A 22,096-nucleotide genomic window follows, 5' to 3' on the forward strand; every position below is an offset into this window, starting at 1 on the left:
CAAGTACTATTCCCACTCTATAGTCGCTGGAGGTTTAGAGCTAATATCATAAACAACTCTATTTACTCCTTTAACATTATTAATTATCTTATTGGATGTTTTCTGTAAAAATTCATAAGGTAAATTAACCCAATCTGCGGTCATACCATCTGTACTTTCAACAGCTCTTAATGCAACTACTTTCTCGTAAGTTCTTTCATCTCCCATAACACCAACTGAATTTACAGGTAATAAAATAGCTCCAGCTTGCCAAACGTCATTGTACAATCCACTTTCTTTTAAACCATCTATAAAAATGGCATCAACCTCTTGCAAAATACGAACTTTTTCGGAAGTAATATCTCCTAAGATTCGTATTGCTAATCCTGGCCCTGGGAACGGATGTCTTCCTAATAATTCTTTATCTATTCCCATCGATGCTCCAACACGACGTACTTCGTCTTTAAAAATCATACGTAGTGGTTCTACTACTTTTAATTTCATAAAGTCAGGTAATCCTCCTACGTTATGATGACTTTTTATTGTTGCTGAAGGTCCTCCATTAACAGAAACTGATTCTATAACATCTGGATAAATTGTCCCTTGTGCTAACCATTTTGCATTTTCAACCTTGGCAGCTTCATCGTCAAATACCTCAATAAAAACTCTACCAATAGTTTTTCTTTTAGCTTCAGGATCACTTAATCCTTCTAAGGCTGAAAGAAAACGTTCAGAGGCATCTACACCTTTAACGTTTAATCCCATTCCTTCGTATTGCTTTAACACATTTTCGTATTCATTTTTTCGTAATAATCCATTATTAACGAAAATACAATGTAAGTTTTTTCCAATAGCTTTATGTAGTAAAACACCAGCGACGGTAGAATCTACACCTCCAGATAATCCTAGAATTACTTTATCATCACCTATCTTACTTTTTAAATCTTCAACAGTAGAGTCAACAAAAGAATTAGGTGTCCATTGTTGTTGTAAACCAGCAATATCTACTAAAAAGTTTTTCAGTAATTGAGTTCCATCTGTAGAGTGATATACCTCTGGATGAAATTGAATTGCAAATGTTGTTTCTCCTTCTATTTTGTAAGCAGCATTTGTAACATCGTGCGTGCTAGCTAAAAGAACTCCATTTTCAGGTAGTTCCTTAATTGTATCAGAATGACTCATCCATACTTGGCTACCTTCAGAAATGTTTTTAAAGAACGTTTCATCTTCTTGTATAAAAGATAAATTAGCACGTCCGTACTCACGGGTATTAGATGGTGCTACTAATCCTCCAGAAAAGTGCGATAAATATTGCGCACCATAACAAACAGCAAGTAAAGGTTTTTTACCTCTGATTTCTGATAAATCAGGATGTGGAGCTTCTTCTGATCTTACAGAATAAGGACTTCCTGAAAGAATTACTGCTTTAAAATTGTTTAGGTTTTGTGGAATTTTGTTGAAAGGATGAATTTCACAATAAATGTTTAATTCCCTTACACGGCGTGCAATTAACTGTGTGTATTGCGAGCCGAAATCTAATATGAGTACGTTGTCTTGTTGCATCCGCAAAAATAATAGTTTGATTTTATTTTTGCCGTTTTTTTTGAGAATTTAATATATATAAAATCTAGCTTATGAAAAGCTAGATTAAAGATTGTTGTGTGTATTTAAAATTATATTTTTTTGATTGTTTAAATTGAATTTATTTAAATCAATCTTTACAAAAGGGTATTAATAACGATAAACAATTGCATTAATATTCATTCCAGCACCTACAGAAGCTAAAATGATAACATCACCTTTTTCAACATTATGATTGTCAATTTTATTTTTTAAAATTAGATCGAGTAGAGTAGGCACGGTAGCTACGGAACTATTTCCTAATTTATGGATACTCATTGGCATGATTCCTTCAGGAACTGGCTTTTTATACAACCTGTAAAAACGTTTTATAATTGCCTCATCCATTTTTTCATTAGCTTGATGAATAAGAACCTTTTTAACATCATCGATAGGAATGTTGCTTTTGTCTAATGCTATTTTCATAGCATTGGGTACGTTTGTTAATGCAAATTCATAGATTTTACGCCCATACATTTTGATATAACGAACATTGGGATCTTCGTTTTTATCATATGAGTTACCAAAAAATAAATGATAAGCCTCATCTTTCGCAAACGTTTGCGATGCATGACTTAAAATACCGCTTTCTTCATTATCAGAAGCAGATACCACGCAAGCACCAGCACCATCACTATAAATCATAGAATCTCTATCGTGTTTGTCTATAACTCTAGATAATGTTTCTGAACCAATTACTAATACATTCTTTGCAATATTAGCCGTAATAAATGCTTTAGCTTGAATTACGCCTTCTATCCAGCCAGGACAACCAAATAAGATATCATAAGCAATACAGTTTGGATTATTAATACGAAGTAAATGCTTAACCCTAGTTGCTAAACTTGGAAGAATGTCGCTTTGAATAGCAGCATTTTTTACATCACCAAAATTATGAGCAAAGATGATATAGTCTAATTCTTCAGGATTAATATTAGCATCTTCAATTGCTTTTTCTGCAGCAAAGTACCCTAAATCAGAAGCATTAAAATGATTTTCTGCATATCTTCTTTCTTCAATTCCAGTAATTGTTTTGAATTTTTCAATAATTACTGTGTTGTTAGATTCAAATGAAGATCCATCTGCATTTAAAAATCGATTACCATTAAATTTTGAATTTTCTTTTTTAATGGTAGGAATGTAACTTCCCGTTCCTGCTATTACTACTGACATTTCTTATATTTTGGGCTTACAATAACAGCAAATAAACAAGTTTTAGTATAGGAAACCTATAAAATGCAGAGAGGAAATTTTATTTTTATTAAATTCTGATTTTGAGGCTTTTCAATTTTGAAATATTTAATTTTTAATAAATAAAATTACGAATATGTTAATCTGTTCTTTTTGAAAAATATTGTTTTTTAAAACTATTTATTAATGTTTTTTAAAATAGTTCAATTATAAATGAGAACTGTCAAATGAAAAAGGAAGTAAAGAAGCCAAAGATTGTACTTTGATTATTTTTCCTGTTTCTCCCATAAAAATTACCTCTATAGGTTCCTTTTGGTTGAATTCATATTCGTACAGTGTTTGTCTACAAGCACCACAAGGTCCAACAGGTTTATCTACTTTTATTTCTGTAGACGAAGCCGTAATCGCAACCTTTTTAACAACCATGTTAGGAAACTCAGAGCCAGCTTTCCAAATAGCTACACGTTCAGCACACATTCCAGAAGGATACGCTGCATTTTCTTGGTTATTTCCAGTAACAATAGTTCCATTGTCTAAAAGTATAGCTGCTCCAACACTAAATTTTGAATAGGGTGCGTAAGCTTTATTTCTTGCAATAATTGCATTTTCAAACAAACGTTGTTCTTCTTTAGTAAGCTCAGATACATCATTATATACAGTAGCTTTCGTAGAAAAATTAGTTTCTTTCATATAAAATAATTGGTCAAAAAAAGCAGTCAACTAGGACTGCTTTAAATTTTTTACTAATATACTAAAAAAACACTATTAATAGTCGTCATAAATTTCACCAATATCAAATGCTAACGAAAAACGTAAAGTATTTTCTAATGGGTTGTTTACATCAGATGTATTAATTAAGTATGATAAATCAACAGAAAAGGCTTGTGCTGTAAACCCAGCTCCTAAAGTGAAAAACTTACGATTTCCTTTAATTTCACTTTCATTAAAGTATCCAGCTCTAACAGCAAAAGCATTATTGTATAAATATTCTGCTCCAAAAGACCAGTTTACCTCTTTTAATTCTTCACTAAAATCTCTATCTCCTAATGAAGTAAACATTCCTTCAAACCATCCTCTAGAAGATCTAGTACCGCTAGAAGGAACTAATAACTTTCTAAATTCAACATTTAATCCTAAGGTGTTATAATCGTCAAAAATGAAGTCAAATCCTCCACCTAATTTACCAATTGTAGGAATAAAGTTTTCTTCTCCTGGTGTATATTCTACTTTAGGACCAATATTTGCTACGTTAACCCCAATACGATAACGTCCATTAAATGTTCCATAGTTCTCTTCATCTGATTGATAGTAAGCAGAAATATCTACTGCAAAAGAGTTTACAGCTTCTAAAGAATCATCAACATCTAAATTAGAGTTGATATATTTTAAACCAACTCCCATAGAGAAACGCTCACTCAATTTTAAAGAGTAGTATCCAGAAATGGCAAATTCAGTTGGATTTTTAAAACCAGTAGGTAATCCTATATCATCTGTAAGTTCAATTCTACCAAGAGAGAAGTATTTTAAATCAACACCCCAAGCACTGTTCTCACTAAATCTATTAACAACAGATAAATTACCAGCAAAAATATCATCAGTTAAGTTACGTAACCAAGGTACATAGTTTGCTCCAATGCTTAATTTACTTCCATTGAAAGCAATTTTAGCAGGGTTATGGAATAATGCAAATGCATCTGAAGAGGTTGCAACTCCAATATCTCCCATACCACCAGCTCTTGCGTCTGGAGTAATTAATAAGAATGGTAATGATGTAGTAATAGCTCTAGAATCAGTCTGAGCTACTGTCTTTAAGCTTAAAGCAGTAAGTAGTGTTAGTAGTATTAATTTTTTCATTGTGAATTTTAACATTGTTTTGGCAAATATATAATTTTATTATAGTATAACGAGTTTCTCATATTTTTCAGATGATAAATTGCTTACTGTAGAAGTAACTTTTAGCTTATACAAATAAACACCTTTACCAATTTTATTACCAAAATCATCCAACCCATTCCAGTTAATTGATCTTGACAAACCTCCAGAAGTTTGTACTGTTTCATTAATTGTTTTTACCAATTTACCAGAAATTGTAAAAATTTGTACTTGGACTTCGAGGGGTTCGTTTGGTTTGTTGTGATTGAACCAAAATTCAGTGTAGCTAGTAAATGGATTAGGATAATTTAATACATTTTCTAAGTTTAACGTAGTATCGCTCACAACCTCAAAGTTTAACGTTGCTTCTGAGGAATTATTATATGTATCCCAAGCTTTTATTTTAATCGTGTGCATTCCTACAGCTAAATCTCTTAGCTGATAATTAACTGTTCCATTGGTAAAATCGTCTAATTCGGTTTCGTAAAAATCATTTAAAACAATGGGTTCAGATTGATTGTCATCTAGAATAGCAACAATATCATGGTCTACGGCTGTAACTGAAGTATTAATACCACTAATATCAGATAGTTTGATAATTAAATTTGGAGAAGTATTAGTTGTTCCACCATCAACAAAAGATTCATCATTCATAAAAAGCTGAATTTCTGGTCCAACAGTATCATCTGGAGCATTATTATTAATACCTCCAACAATAATATCTGCATTAATTCCAGATTTATCTATTTGTTGATTTTCTGCATACAGACTAATTTTTCCATTCCCGTAAGCTATTTTAATATCTTTAGGAACAATAAACTCAAAATCAAATTGTCCATTTGCTACTGAGGATTTACCTCTAAAAATGGTACTTTCTTGAGAATCGAATGTATTTACAATACCAAAACCGTCATTATCTAAGGTAGTTTTATCGATAGGTTTATCAAAAATAGTGGTAAATACAGTTCCATTAAAGTTATTTAAAACAGCACCACTATTATCTGTAACAGAACCTTCTAGTCTAATTCTTGATAAAGCTTTCAAAGTATCTATGGGCTGACTAATATCTGTACCATTAATTCTATTGATTCTTACATCAGGTTTAGGAATTGCTAATTTCATGGCAGGATCTCCGAAGAAGTAAATGAAAAAACGTTGGCTACTAGTAGTTTCATTTTTAGCTCTGATTAGATTCTCAGAAATAGTTACATCTGAATTATCAAAATCTAATACATATTTAATAAGCTCTTTGTTAAAAGCTTCTCCTAAAGAAATAAAAACATCTCTGGTTGTAGTAATCATGCTTACAGCCCCGCCATCTGAATTTAAAAATAATTGTTCTCCAGCGGTATCTCTTAGTGGATTATCAAACCTTGAAAATTCACAAGTAACAGTAATGAATAAAGGTAAGTTTTGGTTACTGAAGTTTTGTATTTGTGGAATTTCAAGTATTCTTTCTGTAGCCAATCCATCTTCACCACCATGACCAAAATAATCGAAAACTAACGTTCCTTTTTCTATAGTGTTTGTAATTGTGTTTTTTACTTCAGGATAACGTTCACCTCCAGAAGAATTTTCTTGTTGAAAAGCATCCGCATAAATTTTATTAATATTAAAAATTGGCTTATGCTTTTTAATACTATCCGCTACTTCTTCAAGTCCAGACTGTAACGTAGCATCAGATGCCGCATCAATATCATCTGCAACCAAAGTAACTGTATTTCTCCAATCTCCTAAAGAGTTTACATTATAATAACTTAATATTTTATTAATAGTAGTATTTGCTTGTTGCGTAGTAGAAACAGGAATTCTTCCTGAGTTTATATCAATATCATCGTTACTTAACATTCTACCATCAGTTGCATCTATCATAACAAAGAAATCATCCGTTACATAAGAAGAAACTAAATCGAAACTTTGTTCTGCATGAAAAGTAGGGACAAGGTTGTTATTTCCAGTAATACGATCTTTATAATCATAAGATGAATCACCAAAAAAACACACATATTTTAAAGGTCTTGTATTTGAATTGTCATGTAAAAACTTAATGAAATCTCTAACTCCAACAATATCTGGGCTACCAGATGAAAATTCATTGTAAATTTCAGAAAGTAATACCACTCTAGTTGTAAAGTTAGAATTCGCACTATGGTAGTCTGCTAATCTTTGCGCTTCATTTTGTAATAAATCGTTAGTAATAACAATGTAATCAAGGTCTGTTAGCGCATGTAAATTTTGATTTCTTATTTGTCTATCGGGAATTTGTTGTGGAGTAAAAAAATCATTTTCATTTAAAACAATATATTCCTTAAAGTTTCCTGAGTTAGTATTAAATTGAAAACTAGTTCCACCAGTATTTTCATTTTCAATATTTTGAACATTTGTTGGATCGGTAACATTCCATACATTAAAAATATTAGAAGTATTTTCAATACTATAACGAAGAAGTCCGGTACCATTAACCTCATTAAAACTTCTAAAAGAAAATTGTTTATCTGTTGCGATTAATCTTTTTTTACCAATAACTTCAATGTAATCTAAAAACGCCCTTGCAGAAGGATTACCATTATTATTATAGGTTATTTGAATATTTACAGAGTTAGAGGAATTAATTGTTGCTTCACTTTCAGCATATCTAGCTAAACCAGATGAGGTAGAACTTGACACAGGAGGGAAACTTAATGTAGGAATATTTACACCGTTAGCCGTAACATTCATATTAGATGAAGTACTCGACTGAGCAGCAGCTGTAACCTTTACATCAAAATTAGACCCAGCTAATGCATTATCAAAAGGAATATCGAAAGTTTGAACATTATTTACTGTGAAATTTTCGCCAAACCATAACCTACCCACAGCTAAAAGATTGACTTCTTCTTTTTCGTAAAAAACAAAATCATCATAATTATCTATAGTAGCAGCAGGAGTACCATTAATAATAGGAGCATTGGTTATTCTTTTACCAGGAGTATTCCCAATAGTTAAAAAATAAAAAGCAGCATCTGAATAAATATTTTGAATATGATCTGCTGTTTCATTCACAGTATCTACTTGCCAGCCATGCGGACCAATACCATAAAAAAGAATATAATCGTCACTATTAAATGTACCATCATTTTCTCCTGCAACAAATATTGCATTTTCTTGCAGACCATCATATCTGAAGGTAGAAGCCAGTTCAGGTAATAAATTACCACCATTACCATAAATTTTAATATTACGAGGATCTATATTATTAATGTTTACACCTAAATCACGTAAGAAGTTGGCATCTATTCTGAAAACACCGGTTGTATCAATAGAAAATTTATACCAAGTTCCACTAGAAAGAACTGAATTTCTACTTTGTGCGAAGGAATTATAACTTAATAGTGATAATATTAATAATATAAGGAGTAGATGTCTTCTCATAAATTCATCAATGATAACGATATGGTTTCTCTATTAGTATATCTTTTACAAGATTAGTTATAATAAAATGAAAAAACAATCGTTAAGAAATAGTATTTCTGTCGTAACGTAAAATTCTTATATTTATATAATAGATATAATTATAAATGTTGTAAATTGGCAGACCCTAAAATAATAAGTAAATACATGAAAAGTACATCGAAACTATTTAGTTTACTCGTTATCTCCATTATAGTGTTCTCGTCATGTCAGAGCTCTAGAAGAAGTTCAAGTAAATCTACTTTGACAGGCTGGAATTTTAATGACCCTAGTTATGGAAATTATCTAAAAGGAGATTTTAAAGATGGTAAAGTACCACCAGGAATGGTACACATTGAAGGAGGAACTTTCACTATGGGATTAGTGCAAGACGACGTAATGTTTGACTGGAATACGACTCCAAAGCAAATGCACGTACGTTCTTTCTACATGGATGAAACGGAAGTTACTAATGCAGAATATGGTTTATTCATGCAATATACTAAAGATGTATTCCCTCCAGAAGATCCACAATTTAAATACATTTATCCTTCTATTCTTCCAGATACTTTAGTTTGGAGAAAAGGATTAGGAAATACAAATTTACTTTCAGAGTCTTACTTAAGACATCCAGCTTATGCTGACTATCCTGTAGTTGGTGTTACGTGGATTCAAGCTAACGAATACTGTAAATGGAGAACCAATGCAGTAAACTTGAAAATTTTAATGGATAAAGGAGTAATTACAAATATCTTTAAAGATGATTCATTAAAGTATAGAGGAAAGAATAACTTCAACACAGATGTTTATTTAACTGATCCTTATGCGTTATTTGATGGAGATTCTACAATTTATAAAAAAGGAATCCCAGTTCCTAGAAAGAAAGGAGAGCCAAAACCTGCTAAAGGTTCTTTTACAGGAAGACAAGTAACGTCTTCTGATGGTATCTTATCTCAAAAATTCAGATTACCTACAGAAGTAGAATGGGAATATGCTGCAAAAGCTGTTTTCGAAAATAGAGAGTACAACAATATTAGAGGTCGTAAGAAATACGCTTGGTCTGGAAAATATACTAGAAATAGAAGTAGATCTAAGAGAGGTGATCAATTAGCTAACTTTAAACAAGGTAAAGGTAACTATAGTGGTATTGCAGGATGGAGTAGTGATGGTGCAGATATTCCAAATGCTGTAAGAAGTTATCCACCTAATGCATTTGGATTATATGATATGTCAGGAAACGTAGCAGAATGGGTTTCAGATGTATATAGACCTATAGTAGATGCTGAAGCTAATGATTTTAATTATTTTAGAGGTAATATTTTTACTAAGAAAATGATTGATGCTGAAGGTAAAGTAGTGATAGTTGAAGATGGAGAAGTTGAATTAGATACTTTAGTTAATGGAAGTATAGTACCGAAAGCATTGCCTGGATCATTCAAATATATTCCAATTACTAAGGATGATACTTATATGAGAAGAAACTATTCTTTTGCTGATAACTCAGATTTAAATGATGGTGATCAAAAATCTTCTCAGTTCTTTAGTTTAGATGAAGAGCAATTATCTGGTACACCAAGAATGTATAATTCACCTGTAAGACCAGAAAGTGAAAGAGATTCATTAGGAAATGTAGTTCCAAAGTTAGAATACGACAAGAAGACTAGAAGAACTTTAATTAGTAATAAAACAAGAGTTTATAAAGGTGGTTCTTGGGCAGATAGAGAATACTGGTTAGATCCAGCACAAAGAAGATATTTCCCAGAATATATCTCTACAAACTATATTGGGTTTAGATGTGCTACAGATAAAGTAGGGCCAATGGTAAGAAATCAAAAGAAAACTGCTACTCCTAGATATAGTTACTCTAATAGATAGTGAGTAAAAGATTTAAAATATATTAAAACCTCGTTGATTTCAACGAGGTTTTTTATTTTTATATTATGAAAATTGAAGACTTATATAAGCTGTATCAAAAGCATTTTTTGGTAGATACTGATACTAGAAAAATTAGAAAAAATACTATCTTCTTTGCTTTAAAAGGAGATAATTTTAATGGGAATAAATTTGCTGAAGAGGCACTTAATAAAGGAGCTTTTTGTTGTGTTGTAGATGAAGAAAAATATAGAACTAATGAACATATTATTCTAGTTGATAATGTTCTAGAAACACTACAAAAACTTGCAAACTACCATAGAAAACAATTAGCTATTCCTGTTATTGGTTTAACAGGAAGTAACGGAAAAACTACAACAAAAGAGCTTATCAATGCTGTTTTAAGTAAAAAATATAAAACCAATGCTACTTCTGGAAACTTAAATAATCATATTGGTGTACCGTTAACTTTATTATCTATGAACCCAGATACTGAAATTGGAATTGTAGAAATGGGGGCTAATCATCATGGAGAAATAAAGTTATTGTCTAATATAGCTGCTCCTAGCATTGGGTATATAACTAATTTTGGAAAAGCACATTTAGAAGGATTTGGTTCTGTAGAGGGAGTTATAGAAGCAAAGTCTGAATTATATGATTTTTTGATTGCAAACAATAAACAAATATTAGTAAATCAAAAAGATAAAATTCAAGTAGCTAAAACTGAAAATGCAGATAGAATCTTTTTAAATAATACATTAGAATTCATCAATGCTGAACCATTTGTTAAATTAAGTTATGAGAATATAATTATACAAAGTAATTTAATTGGATCATACAATTATCCAAATATTGCTGCTGCTATAACTCTTGGAAGTTATTTTAATGTGGACATAAGAGAAATAAAAGAAGCTATAGAGCATTATGTTTCCGATAATAATAGGTCTCAAATACTAAAAAAAGGAACTAATGAAATTATATTAGATGCTTATAATGCGAATCCTACTAGTATGAAAGCAGCATTGGATAATTTTAATGATTATGAAACTAATAATAAAATGGTAATTCTTGGAGATATGTTTGAGCTAGGAGGTGATAGTGAGAAAGAACATCAGTTTATTGCTTCCTTAGCCGAGAAAGCTAGTTTTTCTAAAGTTATTTTAATTGGAGAGAACTTTTATAAATCTAAGGTAGAAAGAGCTTTAAAATTTAAGCAATTTAAAGATTTTGAGGACTATATTGAACCGGACAAAATAGTAAATATGACAATATTAATAAAGGGCTCTAGAGGAATGGCTCTAGAGCGATCTTTAGATTTCTTTAATTAATATTAGATTTATGAAACTCTAATAAGTTGTCAATAGGTCTTTGTATAATGTCTGTTACATGTAAATTATGCTTATTGGCAACTTTTTCTAAAATTTCTTTAAAGTAAAAAGCTATAGAACCTATAAAATATATAGGCGTTGTATTATCTTTTTCATAAGGTAATATTCGATATTTAAAAAATTCTTCAAACCCTTTTTTAATCATTTTCTTTACATACTTTTCATCCTTAAAGTCAAACATAAATTTTGCAAATGATGCTAAATACATATTTGGATTAGGCTTTCTATAAAGGTTTAATTTAATAAAATCGGCATCTAGATTAAATTGGCTTTCGAAGCTCTTAGCTACTTTTTTAGGCATTTTGTTATAGTAATAATCTCTTATTAATAAGCGGCCAAAATAATTCCCGCTAGCTTCATCCATAATTGAATATCCTAAGGATGCGGCTAACATTGTTAAATCGCTCCCGTCAAAATAACAGCTATTAGAGCCAGTTCCTAAAATACAAACAATTGCAGGTGAATTACCTGAAGAAGCGTACACAGCTGCTAACATATCTTCAGCAATACTAATTTTAGCATTGATAAAGATATCTTTCATAACATTATGTAAGATTTCAATAGGTTTTGGAGTACCACAACCAGCACCATAAAAATGAATTTCGTCAACTTCTTCTTTTATACTGAAAAGTTGATACATATTAACAATTCTATTTCTTAGTTCTTCTTCAGGAACTACGGCAGGATTTAACCCTAAAGTTCTAGCCCTAAAAATTTCATTTCTATTATTGTCTAATGCAATCCAATCTGCTTTTGTAGAGCCACCATCTGCTATTAAAATCATATCTATTAGTCGTTGTTTTGTTCAAATATATATTTTCAAATTTGCTTATACAACAGCTCAGAGAAACTCAAACGATTTCGTTTTAAATAAAGACAAAATTTTATGTGAAAAACATTAATTTTGTGTAAATAAAGATAATAGACTATGTTTTTTTTAAAAGAAAAAAGAATTCCGTTAACAGAGATTTTTAATGAAACATTTGTAGATATCCATTCTCATCTGTTACCAGGAATAGATGATGGAGCAAAAGATATAGAAGATTCTATAGCTTTAATAACTAAAATGCGATCTTTTGGAATTCAAAACTTCATTACAACACCTCATGTTTTAGGAGATGTATATCCGAATTCTTCAGAATTAATACTTTCTAAATTGAAAGAAGTACAAAAAGAATTGATCAATAGAGGGTATGAGGATATTAGAATAAATGCATCTGCGGAATACATGATGGATGAGCAATTTGTAGCTAGATTAGAGAAGAATGATATCTTACCGTTGAAAGATAATTTAATATTGGTTGAAATGTCTTATTTCAATGCTCCTTATAATCTCTATGATATATTATTTGAAATTCAGTTAAAAGGATATAAACCTATTCTTGCACATCCTGAGCGATACAATTTTTATCATAACGATTTTGAAAACTTTTATAAATTGAAAAAAGCTGGTTGTTTATTTCAATTGAATTTACTGTCTTTAACTGAACAATATGGTTTAGGGGTTAAGAAAACAGGAGAGAAGTTAATGAAAGAAAATCTATATGATTTTGTAGGTACAGATACACATCATAAAAGGCATTTAAAGTTATTAGAAACTATAGGGACTAAGAAAATTAAAAAGAACATTATTGATTTAGTTTTAAATAATAGTAAGTTCTTATAAATTAAAAAAGAGATGTTTTAAACATCTCTTTTTTAATTTTATTAATTAAGACCTTCCTATAAGTCTTTTATACCAAGGAGCTTTATTTTCATCTTTAACATTTCCATATCCATAGCCGTATCCGTATCCATAACCATACCCATAACCTCTAGTCATATCTGTATCATTAAGGATTAATGCCATATTAGGTAATTTTTTATCTCTGTAAAGTGTATCAGGAACAACAAGCATTCTCTTATCTAAATAATTTGCTCTACTTACGTATAAGAAAACATCAGCATGTTTAGCTATTAAAAGTGTGTCAGTTACAAGGTTGACAGGAGCAGTATCAACTAAAACATAGTCATATTCTGCTCTTAACTCATCAAACATTGAATTAACTCTATCTGACATTAAAAGTTCAGCAGGGTTAGGTGGAATAACACCTGAAGCAATAATATCTAAATCTTTTAATTCAGGAACTCTAAACTTTAAAGAGTCAATCGTAATACTTTCATTTGTGATATAGTTCGTAATTCCTTTACGCTCAGGAATGTTTAAATATTCAGTTACTTTAGGAGCACGTAAATCCATTCCTACTAATATGACTTTCTTTCCAGAAAGAGCGAGAGTAGCAGCTAAGTTAATAGATATAAATGATTTTCCTTCTCCACTTGTTGTAGAAGTAATAAAAATAGTATTTCCAAAATCCGTTTTAGAATTATTACTACTAGACAACATAAAGTCTAAATTAGTCCTGATTAATCTAAATGCTTCTGCAGTACTTGATCTTGCGTCTGCTCCAACAACGATCTTTTCTTTAGTTTCAGAATGTGGGATGTCACCTAAGAAAGGAACAGATGTTAAATCTAGAATATCTTTTTTAGTATGGACTTTAGTATCAAGTAAATCACGAATATAAATAATTACAAAAGGTATAACAATACCAAATATTAATGCAACTAAGAAAATTATTGTCTTTTTAGGAGAAACAGGAATGTCGGAACCATATGCTTTATCTATAATTTTTGCATTTGGAACTGTAACAGCTAATGAGATTTCTGTTTCCTCTTTTTTCTTCAATAAATATGTATATAAACCAGCTCTAATTTCTTGTTGACGAGCTATATCTAAGAATTCTCTTTCCTTTGTAGGAATAGAAGAGATTTTATTATTAAATCTATTGGCTTCTCTATTTAAATTTGAAACATTTAACTGTATAGCTTTTTCTTGGTTAAATAAACTGTTTCCTAGAGACTTTCTCAAACCATTTATATTCTCTTGCAATTCAACTATAACTGTATTCTTTTCACCAGCACTTTTAAGTAACCTGTTTTTTTTATTTAATAACTCATTGTATTGTGAAATATAATTAGCAATATTGGGATCTTCTAACCCTAAATTTACTGGTAAGATATCTTCAGACTTATTTAATTCTTGTCTTAAAGATTTAATTATACTTAATTTAATATTAGCGTCTATTAACTTTTGTCTATTTAGAGTACTTGTTTGTAATACTAATTCAGCTTCAGATTGTATATCCGTAACATTGTTTCTTTTTTTAAAATCTTGTACATTATCGTCAACAATAGCTAACTCTTTACCTACATTTTCTAAACGGTCATTAATAAATTCAACTGTTTTTCTAGAGATTTCACTTTTATCTCTTTTGGCATCTGAATTATACTGTTCGACAATTTCATCTAAAACATTTTCAGCTTTTTCTAATACAGAAGACTGTAAAGATAACTTTAAAACACTAGAATTTTTATTAATAGGAGATATATAAACAGCTTTAGTTAATCCATTTATAATGAGGTCTTCAGGATAAATGAATAGAATGATTTTTTTTCTAAAATGTTGAGATGAGAAAAAAGAGGTTTTAGTTATACTGAGATCTTTAAGTTCGTATGGGGTTAACTTATTTGATATTAAATTAAATTTACCTCCAAATGATATTCCTTGATGAATTAGTTCATCTTCTTCATTAAAAATATCAAAATTATTTTCATTATTAAGTATTATAGAAAATGACAAAGGATCCTTAATTTCTTTTAGAGCTAAGGAATCTTTGATGTTGAAAGATATAGGAGTCAGTTTATAGATCTCAGAGTTTTTTACACGGCCTACAGAGATATATTTAATATTAAGTTTTAGGTTTTTGACTACCTGACCAATTATTTTTCTAGATTTAAGAATCTCTATTTCATTGTCTGGATTATTACTAGAACCAGCTCCTATTATTCCTAAATCTTTGAAAGCTTCTAATTCAGCTGAAATTCCAGACTTTTTATTGTCTTTTATCATTATAGTAGAAGTAGCTGTGTACTTAGGTGTACTATATCTTAAGTATAAGAAGGCTAGAATAAAACTAATTAGGGAACCAATAGCAAACCATTTCCAGTGAATTAAATATTTTTCTAACTCAGCCCTAATATTAATAGTATCATTCTCTTCTATTTGTGGGGAATTTATAGTATTCATAAAAAAATTATCTTGTTAAAACAGCAATTAAAGAAACCAAAATAGAACCAATAGAAACAAATAAGCCTGTATTCCTATTGAATGCAGCATCTTGAGAAGAAGATTTATTTTGATCAACATACACTAGATCGTTCTGTTGTAAGTAATATACTGGAGAAGTAAAAACCTTATTCGACCTTAAATCAACATTATATTCAATTTTCTGCCCGTTAATTTCTCGAAACACTTTTATAGTATTTCTTTTACCAGTAATATTTAAATCACCAGCTAAACCTAATGCTTCAAGTATGGTAATCCTTTCATTAGGAATAGTATAGGTGCCAGGGTTTTTGACATCCCCAAGAACGGTGATAGAAAAGTTTGCAATTCGTATATTGATGGTAGGGTTTTTAACATAGTCAGGATCTAGTTTACTTTTCAAAAGTTTTATAGCTTGTTCTCTAGTCAATCCTCCTAGTTTTATTTTTCCAATTACAGGAAAGTCTATATACCCATCATTATTAATTAAATAGGTCTGCTGTTGAGGCGTTCCAATTGCTCTGTCTGTTGTAGTTGCAAAACTAACAGCAGGAAGATTAAAAGGCTTAACAGTTTCAAAGTCAATTGCAGAAACAGTTATTTGTAATAAATCATCAGGTTTAAAAATAGTTTTATAAGAGTTTGAGACTTTAGCTTGTTCTATTGTATCATTTTGGAAATATGTGATTTCTTTTTTTGATACACATGAAGTTAATTGAACTAAAAGCAATGTTAACAGAACAATTTTTTTAGCTTTTTGCATGGTTTAAATTTTTCGCGAAAGTAATAAATTAATTTAAAGTTTTTACATCTAATTCCTCATAAATTGAATTATTAGATATATACTCAGGAACAATTCCTTTAATAAGTTTAACGGAAAGAGAGTTGTTATTTTTATTGTTTTCAATACATAAAAACTCAATTTTCGTTTTAATTTCGTCAGCTTTAATTTTTTGATTTTTAGCAATCATTATTTTTTCATGATATGTAGGTGTAGTATTTTCACCATTAGCTAGCAATTCTTCGTATAACTTTTCACCTGGTCTTAAGCCAGTAATATGAATATTGATGTCGTCTGGGTATTTTAAACCAGATAGATGAATCATTCGTTTGGCTATATCATATATTTTTACTGATTTACCCATATCAAATATGTATATTTCCCCTCCTTCTCCCATTGTACCTGCTTCTAAAACTAATTGACAAGCTTCTGGAATAGTCATAAAATACCTAGTTATTTCCTTATGCGTCACTGTCAAAGGACCACCAGCTTCAATTTGCTTCTTGAATAATGGAATTACAGAACCATTTGAGCCTAAGACATTACCAAAACGTGTTGTTGTAAATTTTGTTGTACTGGTAGATTTACTTAAACAACTAATATACATTTCAGCAACACGTTTAGTCGCTCCCATTACATTTGTTGGATTTACAGCTTTATCAGTTGATACCATTACAAAACGTTCAACATTATACTTTACAGCTAAATCTGCAATGTTTTTTGTTCCAGCAACATTAATCTTTATAGCTTCATAAGGACTTTCTTCCATTAAAGGAACATGTTTGTATGCAGCAGCATGGTATACTTTATTAGGAGAAAGCTCTTGGAATATAGATTCCATTCTAGTATAATCTCTAACGTCTGCAACAATACAAGAAACGTTTTTAATATCTTTTCGAATTAATTCTTGCTGAAGTTCATATAATGGAGACTCAGCTTGATCAACCAGAATTAAATGTTTATGATTGTAGTTACTTATCTGACGTGAGATTTCACTACCAATTGATCCTGCAGCGCCTGTTACTAAAACAATTTTGTCGTTAACATCCCTTTTTACAATAGGATTATTTATGGAGATTGGCTTGCGGTCTAGTAAATCTTCTATTTTTACTTGTTTAATTTGATTAGCTTCAAAATCCCCTCCAATCCATTTGGAAAAAGGTGGTACAATTTTGGGTTTTACACCTAGTTCTAGTGTTCGATCTGTTAAATAGAGTAATCTTTCGGATTTAATGTTTTGAATAGAAAAAATGATTTCATCAATTTCTTTCCTCTCAATAAAGTTTTTATTAACTTCAGATCTATTATAGATTTTTACACGGTCAATTTTCTTTCCTACTTTATTTTTATCATCATCAATAAAACCGATCACTTCATAGTTATTTCGGGTGTCTCTATTTAATGCTCCATATGTTATTAAGCCAGAGTCTCCAGCCCCATAAATCATTACGTTAGTAATATCTTTTAATTCTGAAGAAATTACTTCATAAAATGCTTTAAATATAAATCTACTAACTACCAAAACGAATACAGTAATGAAATAATGGATAAATATTATTGTTTTTGGTATAGTAAAAGAAGGGAAAAAATTAAAAACATTATTAATAGCAACAATAAAGATAATTATCATTGAAGAGAGTGTGACACCTATAAAAACATTAAATGCATCTCTTGTTCCTGTATGTCTAATAATCCCTCTATTGGATCCTACTAACCAAAAAGAAACCAATGAAATTAAAGCTACAAAAGGTAATTGGTATGCAAAATGTATTGTGCTAAAATTTAAAGAAGCGTTGAAACGAACAGTGTAAGCTAAAATAAAAGATAAACTTACTAGTATTACATCGATTATTAAAACAACCCAATGCGATGCGTGTTTATTTAAAGCTTTAAGAAGAATATTCCTTATCATTTGTCTATAATCAAACGGGGTAAAGATACAACTAATTGTTTAATGCCAAATAAAGACTAAATCTTCTTCATTTGCTGTTTTAACATTTGGATCTGCTCTTTAAGCATACCATGTTTGTCTAATTTCTTAGCTTCGTTCATTAAAGTAGTAGCTTCTCTTTTTCTTCTTTTAGTCATAGCAATACCAGCCAGTTGTAATTTGGCCATAGCTAAATCATGGTCCATAGATAAACCTAGTTTCACTGCTTTTTTTAAAAACTTTTCAGCTTGAGTAATATTTGTTTGCGATAACATTATCCCATGAAGGTAGTTGTAATAACCTTGTTGTTTTAGAGTTAAAGCAGTTTCTGGACTCTTAATATATGAGAGCCATTTTTGAGCTCCTTCAAAGTTTTGTTTTCTTAATTGTAAAAATGCTAATAGAATAAATTCATTTTTAAAATAAAATAAAATGAAGATACCAGCAAGTAATAAAATAGCAATTCCGTTACCAATATGACCTTGAGAAAATTCATAAACAGACCAAATAGTGATTAAAACAGCTAAGATTAATTTTATATTTTTATTAAACATTTTTTCTAAATTTAGTTGGCAAATGTACGTTTTTAAATGAATAATGAATTTTACTTACGGTAAAATTTTTTGTTTTTAAACCAAGCAAAAATACCAATTATACTAAGGAAAATGACAGAGTAATAAACTGAACTTGGTGTGATTGCTTGATCACCACTCGCATATGAGTGTAATCCTGATAAGTAAAAATTAACTCCAAAATAAGTCATCATAATTGAAGCATAGGCAATTATAGACCATAAATTAAAGGTGTACTTACCTCTTAAGCCAGGGATTAAACGCATATGCAAAACAAAGGCATAAATCATTATAGAGATTAAAGCCCAAGTTTCTTTTGGATCCCATCCCCAATAACGTCCCCAACTTTCATTAGCCCACATCCCTCCTAAGAAGTTACCAATAGTAAGCATAACAAGTCCTACAGCTAAAGACATTTCATTAATAATAGTTAGTTCTTTTATGTTTGCTTCAACTTTTTTCTTATTATTTTTATTAGTAAAGATTATTAAAAATAAAGAAACAACCCCTAACATCATGCTTAACGAAAATGGGCCATAACTAGCTACAATAATTGATACATGAACTAATAACCACCACGAATTCAATACAGGTTGTAAGTTTGCAATTTCAGGGTCTAACCAATTTCCACGAGCAATCATTAAGATAACACATGCAGTAAAAGTTGCAGCACCAATAGTTAATGCAGATTTCCTACCTAGGAATAATCCAAATAACATGGTAGCCCAAGCAACATAAATAATACTTTCATAAGCATTACTCCAAGGAGCATTTCCACTAATATACCAGCGGGATAGTAATCCTAAAGTATGAAAGACAAATAATAATATAATAATAGCTAAAAGTCCTTTTACTATGTAATTTATGAATTTACGCTGACTGAAAATTTTAAGTACAACAAAAAGAATTAATAATGCTCCAAATAATCCATAGTATCTGAATAACTGATTAAAAATATTAATCTTGTTGTATGCAATTTCTAAATTAATTTTATCTTCAGAAGGAATAACTTCACTTCCATACTTTCTCTGAAATTTCTTAATTCCTTCTAGTATTTGGTTTGCTTCTGTGTAATCAGAAGTTTTCTTAGCTTCTTGTAATAGCTGAAGATATACAGGTAAAGATTGTCTTACAAAAACAGAATCTGTTCCTTTGAAACCAGCATTCAATGTTTCTGGTTGTGAAACCCATTTGTTTTCTTCGTTAGCAGGAATTGGATAAATTTTTAAAATTCCACCTCCAATAGCACCATATAATAAACCAATACGTCTATCAATTTTAATTAAATCTTTTTGGAATTTATCTTGAATCCTAGTTTGTTGAGCTTCCGAAACTGCTTCTTTTATTTTGTATGCTCCTGTAGGAGTTATAAAATCTGACAATCGAGCATATTGTGTAGTATCTGGAAGTTCTAATATTTCTCTAATTTTTTTGTTTCCTTCTTCTAAGTATATTACAGGAACCTCAAACCACAATCTTGGATTTTCTGTAATAGATAGTAGAATTTGACTAGGAGTCATTTCTTTAAACTTGTTCGTTTGTGCTACTTTACGAACTAATTCAGAAGCAAAGGTATGTGCAGGTTTCATACGTCCACCAGCATCTTGAATTACTAATCGACTAAAATTAGCTGCTTGTTCTTTGTCTACTAAATTCGCTTTTAGAATACTATCTATTTGACGATTTGTGATTTTATTTACATTATTATGGTTGTTGTGTTGTCCATAACTCAATATAGATACTAGGAATAAAGAAATAGATAGAGCAGCCTTTTTCTTTCTTATTTTAACCAACGACTTTTTTAAATCGTCAAAACGAGTGTGCTTTGCAAATAACATAGAGATTAATCCAATATATAACAGAGAGTATCCAATATAAGTAACAAATGTACCCCAGAAATCATGATTAACCGATAGATGTGTTTGTTCTATAGGTTGTCCTGCATTTTTATAACTAGCCTGAAAGAATTTATAACCTTTATAATCTAAAATATGATTCATAAATATTCTATAATCAAAAGTTTCTTTTGGACTAATAACAGTTACTTCACTTGCATAAGAAGCAGCACTTTCTGAACCAGGGTATTTTTCTAATTGAAAATCATTTAGTTTAACTTCAAAAGGAGTTTGCAACAATTTTGCTCCATACCAACCTCTAAAGTTTAGTCCATTTATAGAGAATTCTTTTTGACCATTGGTATTAAACTGTCCTCCAATAAATTCAACTCGTTTAGTCTCGTCTCCAGAAGAAATATCAAAAATTGCAGTGTCAAATTTTTTCTTGTCTTTTTTACCTCTTACTGTTCTTACTTCGCCTTTTTCTGCAGGACGAGGAATTACAAATTGTAATCCTTCAATATTGTGTAAGGTTAAAAATTGGAAGTTCTGAATACTATCTTTTACAACTTTTCCTTGCTTTTGATCGGCCATTCGTAACCAATTTCCATCTGCTTTTGAAGTCATTTTTAAATTTCCATCTTCATAGAAGAAGTTAAGATTAGCGTTTTTATTAGGAGCATCAAAACCAACTAAAATATTATGAATGTTTTGTATAGTTCCTTTCTTTATATAGTGTTCATGTCTACTTCCACTTGAGCTTTCTACAAAGAATAAATGTTCAGTTCCATTTTCATCTAAAACTAATTTTTTCTCAGACCAAGGAATATAATCAACTAATTTAAAGTCAATAGTTTTAGCGGTAACGTTTTTGTTAGGTTGAAATTTAAACGAAAAACTAGAAGAATTCTTTCCCCAAGCAGAGAATAATAGTTTATGATTGTATGTTTTTTGGGAAGCATTATCGTCTATTACTGCGTTTAAATAATTAGTGTCTGATAAAAAGGTATTTGTTGTTTCACCTTCATCAATAATCATCATCCCTTCATAACCAATATATCTTGTGATTCCCGCACCAATAATGATAAAAAGAAAAGCAACGTGAAACATTAAAACTGTCCATTTCTCTTTTCTTAATAATTTATATCGAAAGATGTTTCCAAAGAAGTTGATTACGAATAACACCATAATTAGCTCAAACCACCATGCATTATATACAAGTTTTTTTGCAGTTTGTGTTCCAAAGTCATTTTCTATAAAAGTGGCAACTCCCATTGCTATGGCAAACACAAAAAACAAAACTGCCATTAAGCGTGTAGAGTATAATATATTTAAGATTTTTTTCATTGTAAAAATGCGTAGATAAAAACTTTGCAAATTTACGGAAAGTTATAGTAAATAACTTGTGAATTCTATTGATTTTTAGAGTTTGTTATTGGTAGAAGGAAATAGGGTTTTTATTGAATAAATTTTGTTTTTC

At 30.2% G+C, this 22,096-nt stretch carries 14 protein-coding genes; 3 read left to right on the plus strand and 11 right to left on the minus strand.

From position 1 onward, the window contains the following. Positions 1–6 precede the first annotated feature (6 nt). From guaA to porU, 5 genes are all read right to left on the minus strand, one after another. On the minus strand, positions 7–1,542 hold the full coding sequence (gene guaA, locus ACKTTC_RS03730; protein ID WP_408038409.1) for a glutamine-hydrolyzing GMP synthase: 1,536 nt from the start codon (positions 1,540–1,542) through the stop codon (positions 7–9). A 168-nt stretch (positions 1,543–1,710) separates the two neighbouring features. Further along, positions 1,711–2,772 carry a 3-oxoacyl-ACP synthase III family protein gene (locus ACKTTC_RS03735; RefSeq protein WP_408038411.1) on the minus strand — a complete coding sequence of 354 codons (1,062 nt, stop codon included), beginning with the start codon at positions 2,770–2,772 and terminating at the stop codon, positions 1,711–1,713. A 225-nt stretch (positions 2,773–2,997) separates the two neighbouring features. Further along, on the minus strand, positions 2,998–3,480 hold the full coding sequence (gene cdd, locus ACKTTC_RS03740) for a cytidine deaminase (RefSeq protein WP_408038413.1): 483 nt from the start codon (positions 3,478–3,480) through the stop codon (positions 2,998–3,000). 75 nt (positions 3,481–3,555) lie between these two features. Next, positions 3,556–4,644: a type IX secretion system outer membrane channel protein PorV gene (gene porV, locus ACKTTC_RS03745; RefSeq protein ID WP_408038415.1), complete on the minus strand. Its 1,089-nt coding sequence runs from the start codon at positions 4,642–4,644 to the stop codon at positions 3,556–3,558. Between the two features lie 39 nt (positions 4,645–4,683). Then, positions 4,684–8,073: a type IX secretion system sortase PorU gene (gene porU / locus ACKTTC_RS03750; protein WP_408038417.1), complete on the minus strand. Its 3,390-nt coding sequence runs from the start codon at positions 8,071–8,073 to the stop codon at positions 4,684–4,686. A 186-nt stretch (positions 8,074–8,259) separates the two neighbouring features. On the opposite strand from porU, the gene gldJ reads away from it, so the two are divergent. Continuing rightward, positions 8,260–9,966 (plus strand): gliding motility lipoprotein GldJ, encoded by a 1,707-nt coding sequence (gene gldJ / locus ACKTTC_RS03755; protein ID WP_408038419.1) that lies wholly within the window; start codon positions 8,260–8,262, stop codon positions 9,964–9,966. Positions 9,967–10,031: 65 nt separating this feature from the next. Beyond that, complete coding sequence (locus ACKTTC_RS03760; RefSeq protein ID WP_408038421.1) at positions 10,032–11,291, plus strand: UDP-N-acetylmuramoyl-tripeptide--D-alanyl-D-alanine ligase; 1,260 nt, start codon at positions 10,032–10,034, stop codon at positions 11,289–11,291. Here ACKTTC_RS03760 and ACKTTC_RS03765 read toward each other — a convergent pair. Beyond that, entirely contained in the window at positions 11,284–12,135 is an 852-nt protein-coding gene (locus ACKTTC_RS03765) for an N-acetylglucosamine kinase (RefSeq protein WP_408038423.1), read from the minus strand. The two genes, ACKTTC_RS03760 and ACKTTC_RS03765, sit on opposite strands and share 8 nt — an antisense overlap. A gap of 144 nt (positions 12,136–12,279) precedes the next feature. Between ACKTTC_RS03765 and ACKTTC_RS03770 the strand changes: the two genes are divergently transcribed. Beyond that, the gene (locus ACKTTC_RS03770; protein WP_408038425.1) at positions 12,280–13,017 is read left to right on the plus strand and encodes a tyrosine-protein phosphatase; all 738 of its coding nucleotides are present in this window, start codon (positions 12,280–12,282) and stop codon (positions 13,015–13,017) included. A gap of 45 nt (positions 13,018–13,062) precedes the next feature. On the opposite strand, the gene ACKTTC_RS03775 is transcribed toward ACKTTC_RS03770, so the two are convergent. The 5 genes from ACKTTC_RS03775 to ccsA are packed head-to-tail and all read right to left on the minus strand — an operon-like array spanning position 13,063 to position 21,963. Next, positions 13,063–15,480, minus strand: coding sequence for a GumC family protein (locus tag ACKTTC_RS03775; protein WP_408038427.1), 2,418 nt, complete (start codon positions 15,478–15,480; stop codon positions 13,063–13,065). A 7-nt stretch (positions 15,481–15,487) separates the two neighbouring features. Continuing rightward, positions 15,488–16,261, minus strand: coding sequence for a polysaccharide biosynthesis/export family protein (locus ACKTTC_RS03780; RefSeq protein WP_408038429.1), 774 nt, complete (start codon positions 16,259–16,261; stop codon positions 15,488–15,490). A gap of 28 nt (positions 16,262–16,289) precedes the next feature. Beyond that, the gene (locus ACKTTC_RS03785; protein WP_408038431.1) at positions 16,290–18,191 is read right to left on the minus strand and encodes a polysaccharide biosynthesis protein; all 1,902 of its coding nucleotides are present in this window, start codon (positions 18,189–18,191) and stop codon (positions 16,290–16,292) included. A 56-nt stretch (positions 18,192–18,247) separates the two neighbouring features. Beyond that, the gene (locus tag ACKTTC_RS03790) at positions 18,248–18,763 is read right to left on the minus strand and encodes a tetratricopeptide repeat protein (RefSeq protein ID WP_408038433.1); all 516 of its coding nucleotides are present in this window, start codon (positions 18,761–18,763) and stop codon (positions 18,248–18,250) included. 50 nt (positions 18,764–18,813) lie between these two features. Further along, positions 18,814–21,963 (minus strand): cytochrome c biogenesis protein CcsA, encoded by a 3,150-nt coding sequence (gene ccsA, locus ACKTTC_RS03795; protein WP_408038435.1) that lies wholly within the window; start codon positions 21,961–21,963, stop codon positions 18,814–18,816. Positions 21,964–22,096 lie beyond the last annotated feature (133 nt).

It is taken from the genome of Tenacibaculum amylolyticum (assembly GCF_964511145.1).
GTDB lineage: Bacteria > Bacteroidota > Bacteroidia > Flavobacteriales > Flavobacteriaceae > Polaribacter > Polaribacter amylolyticum.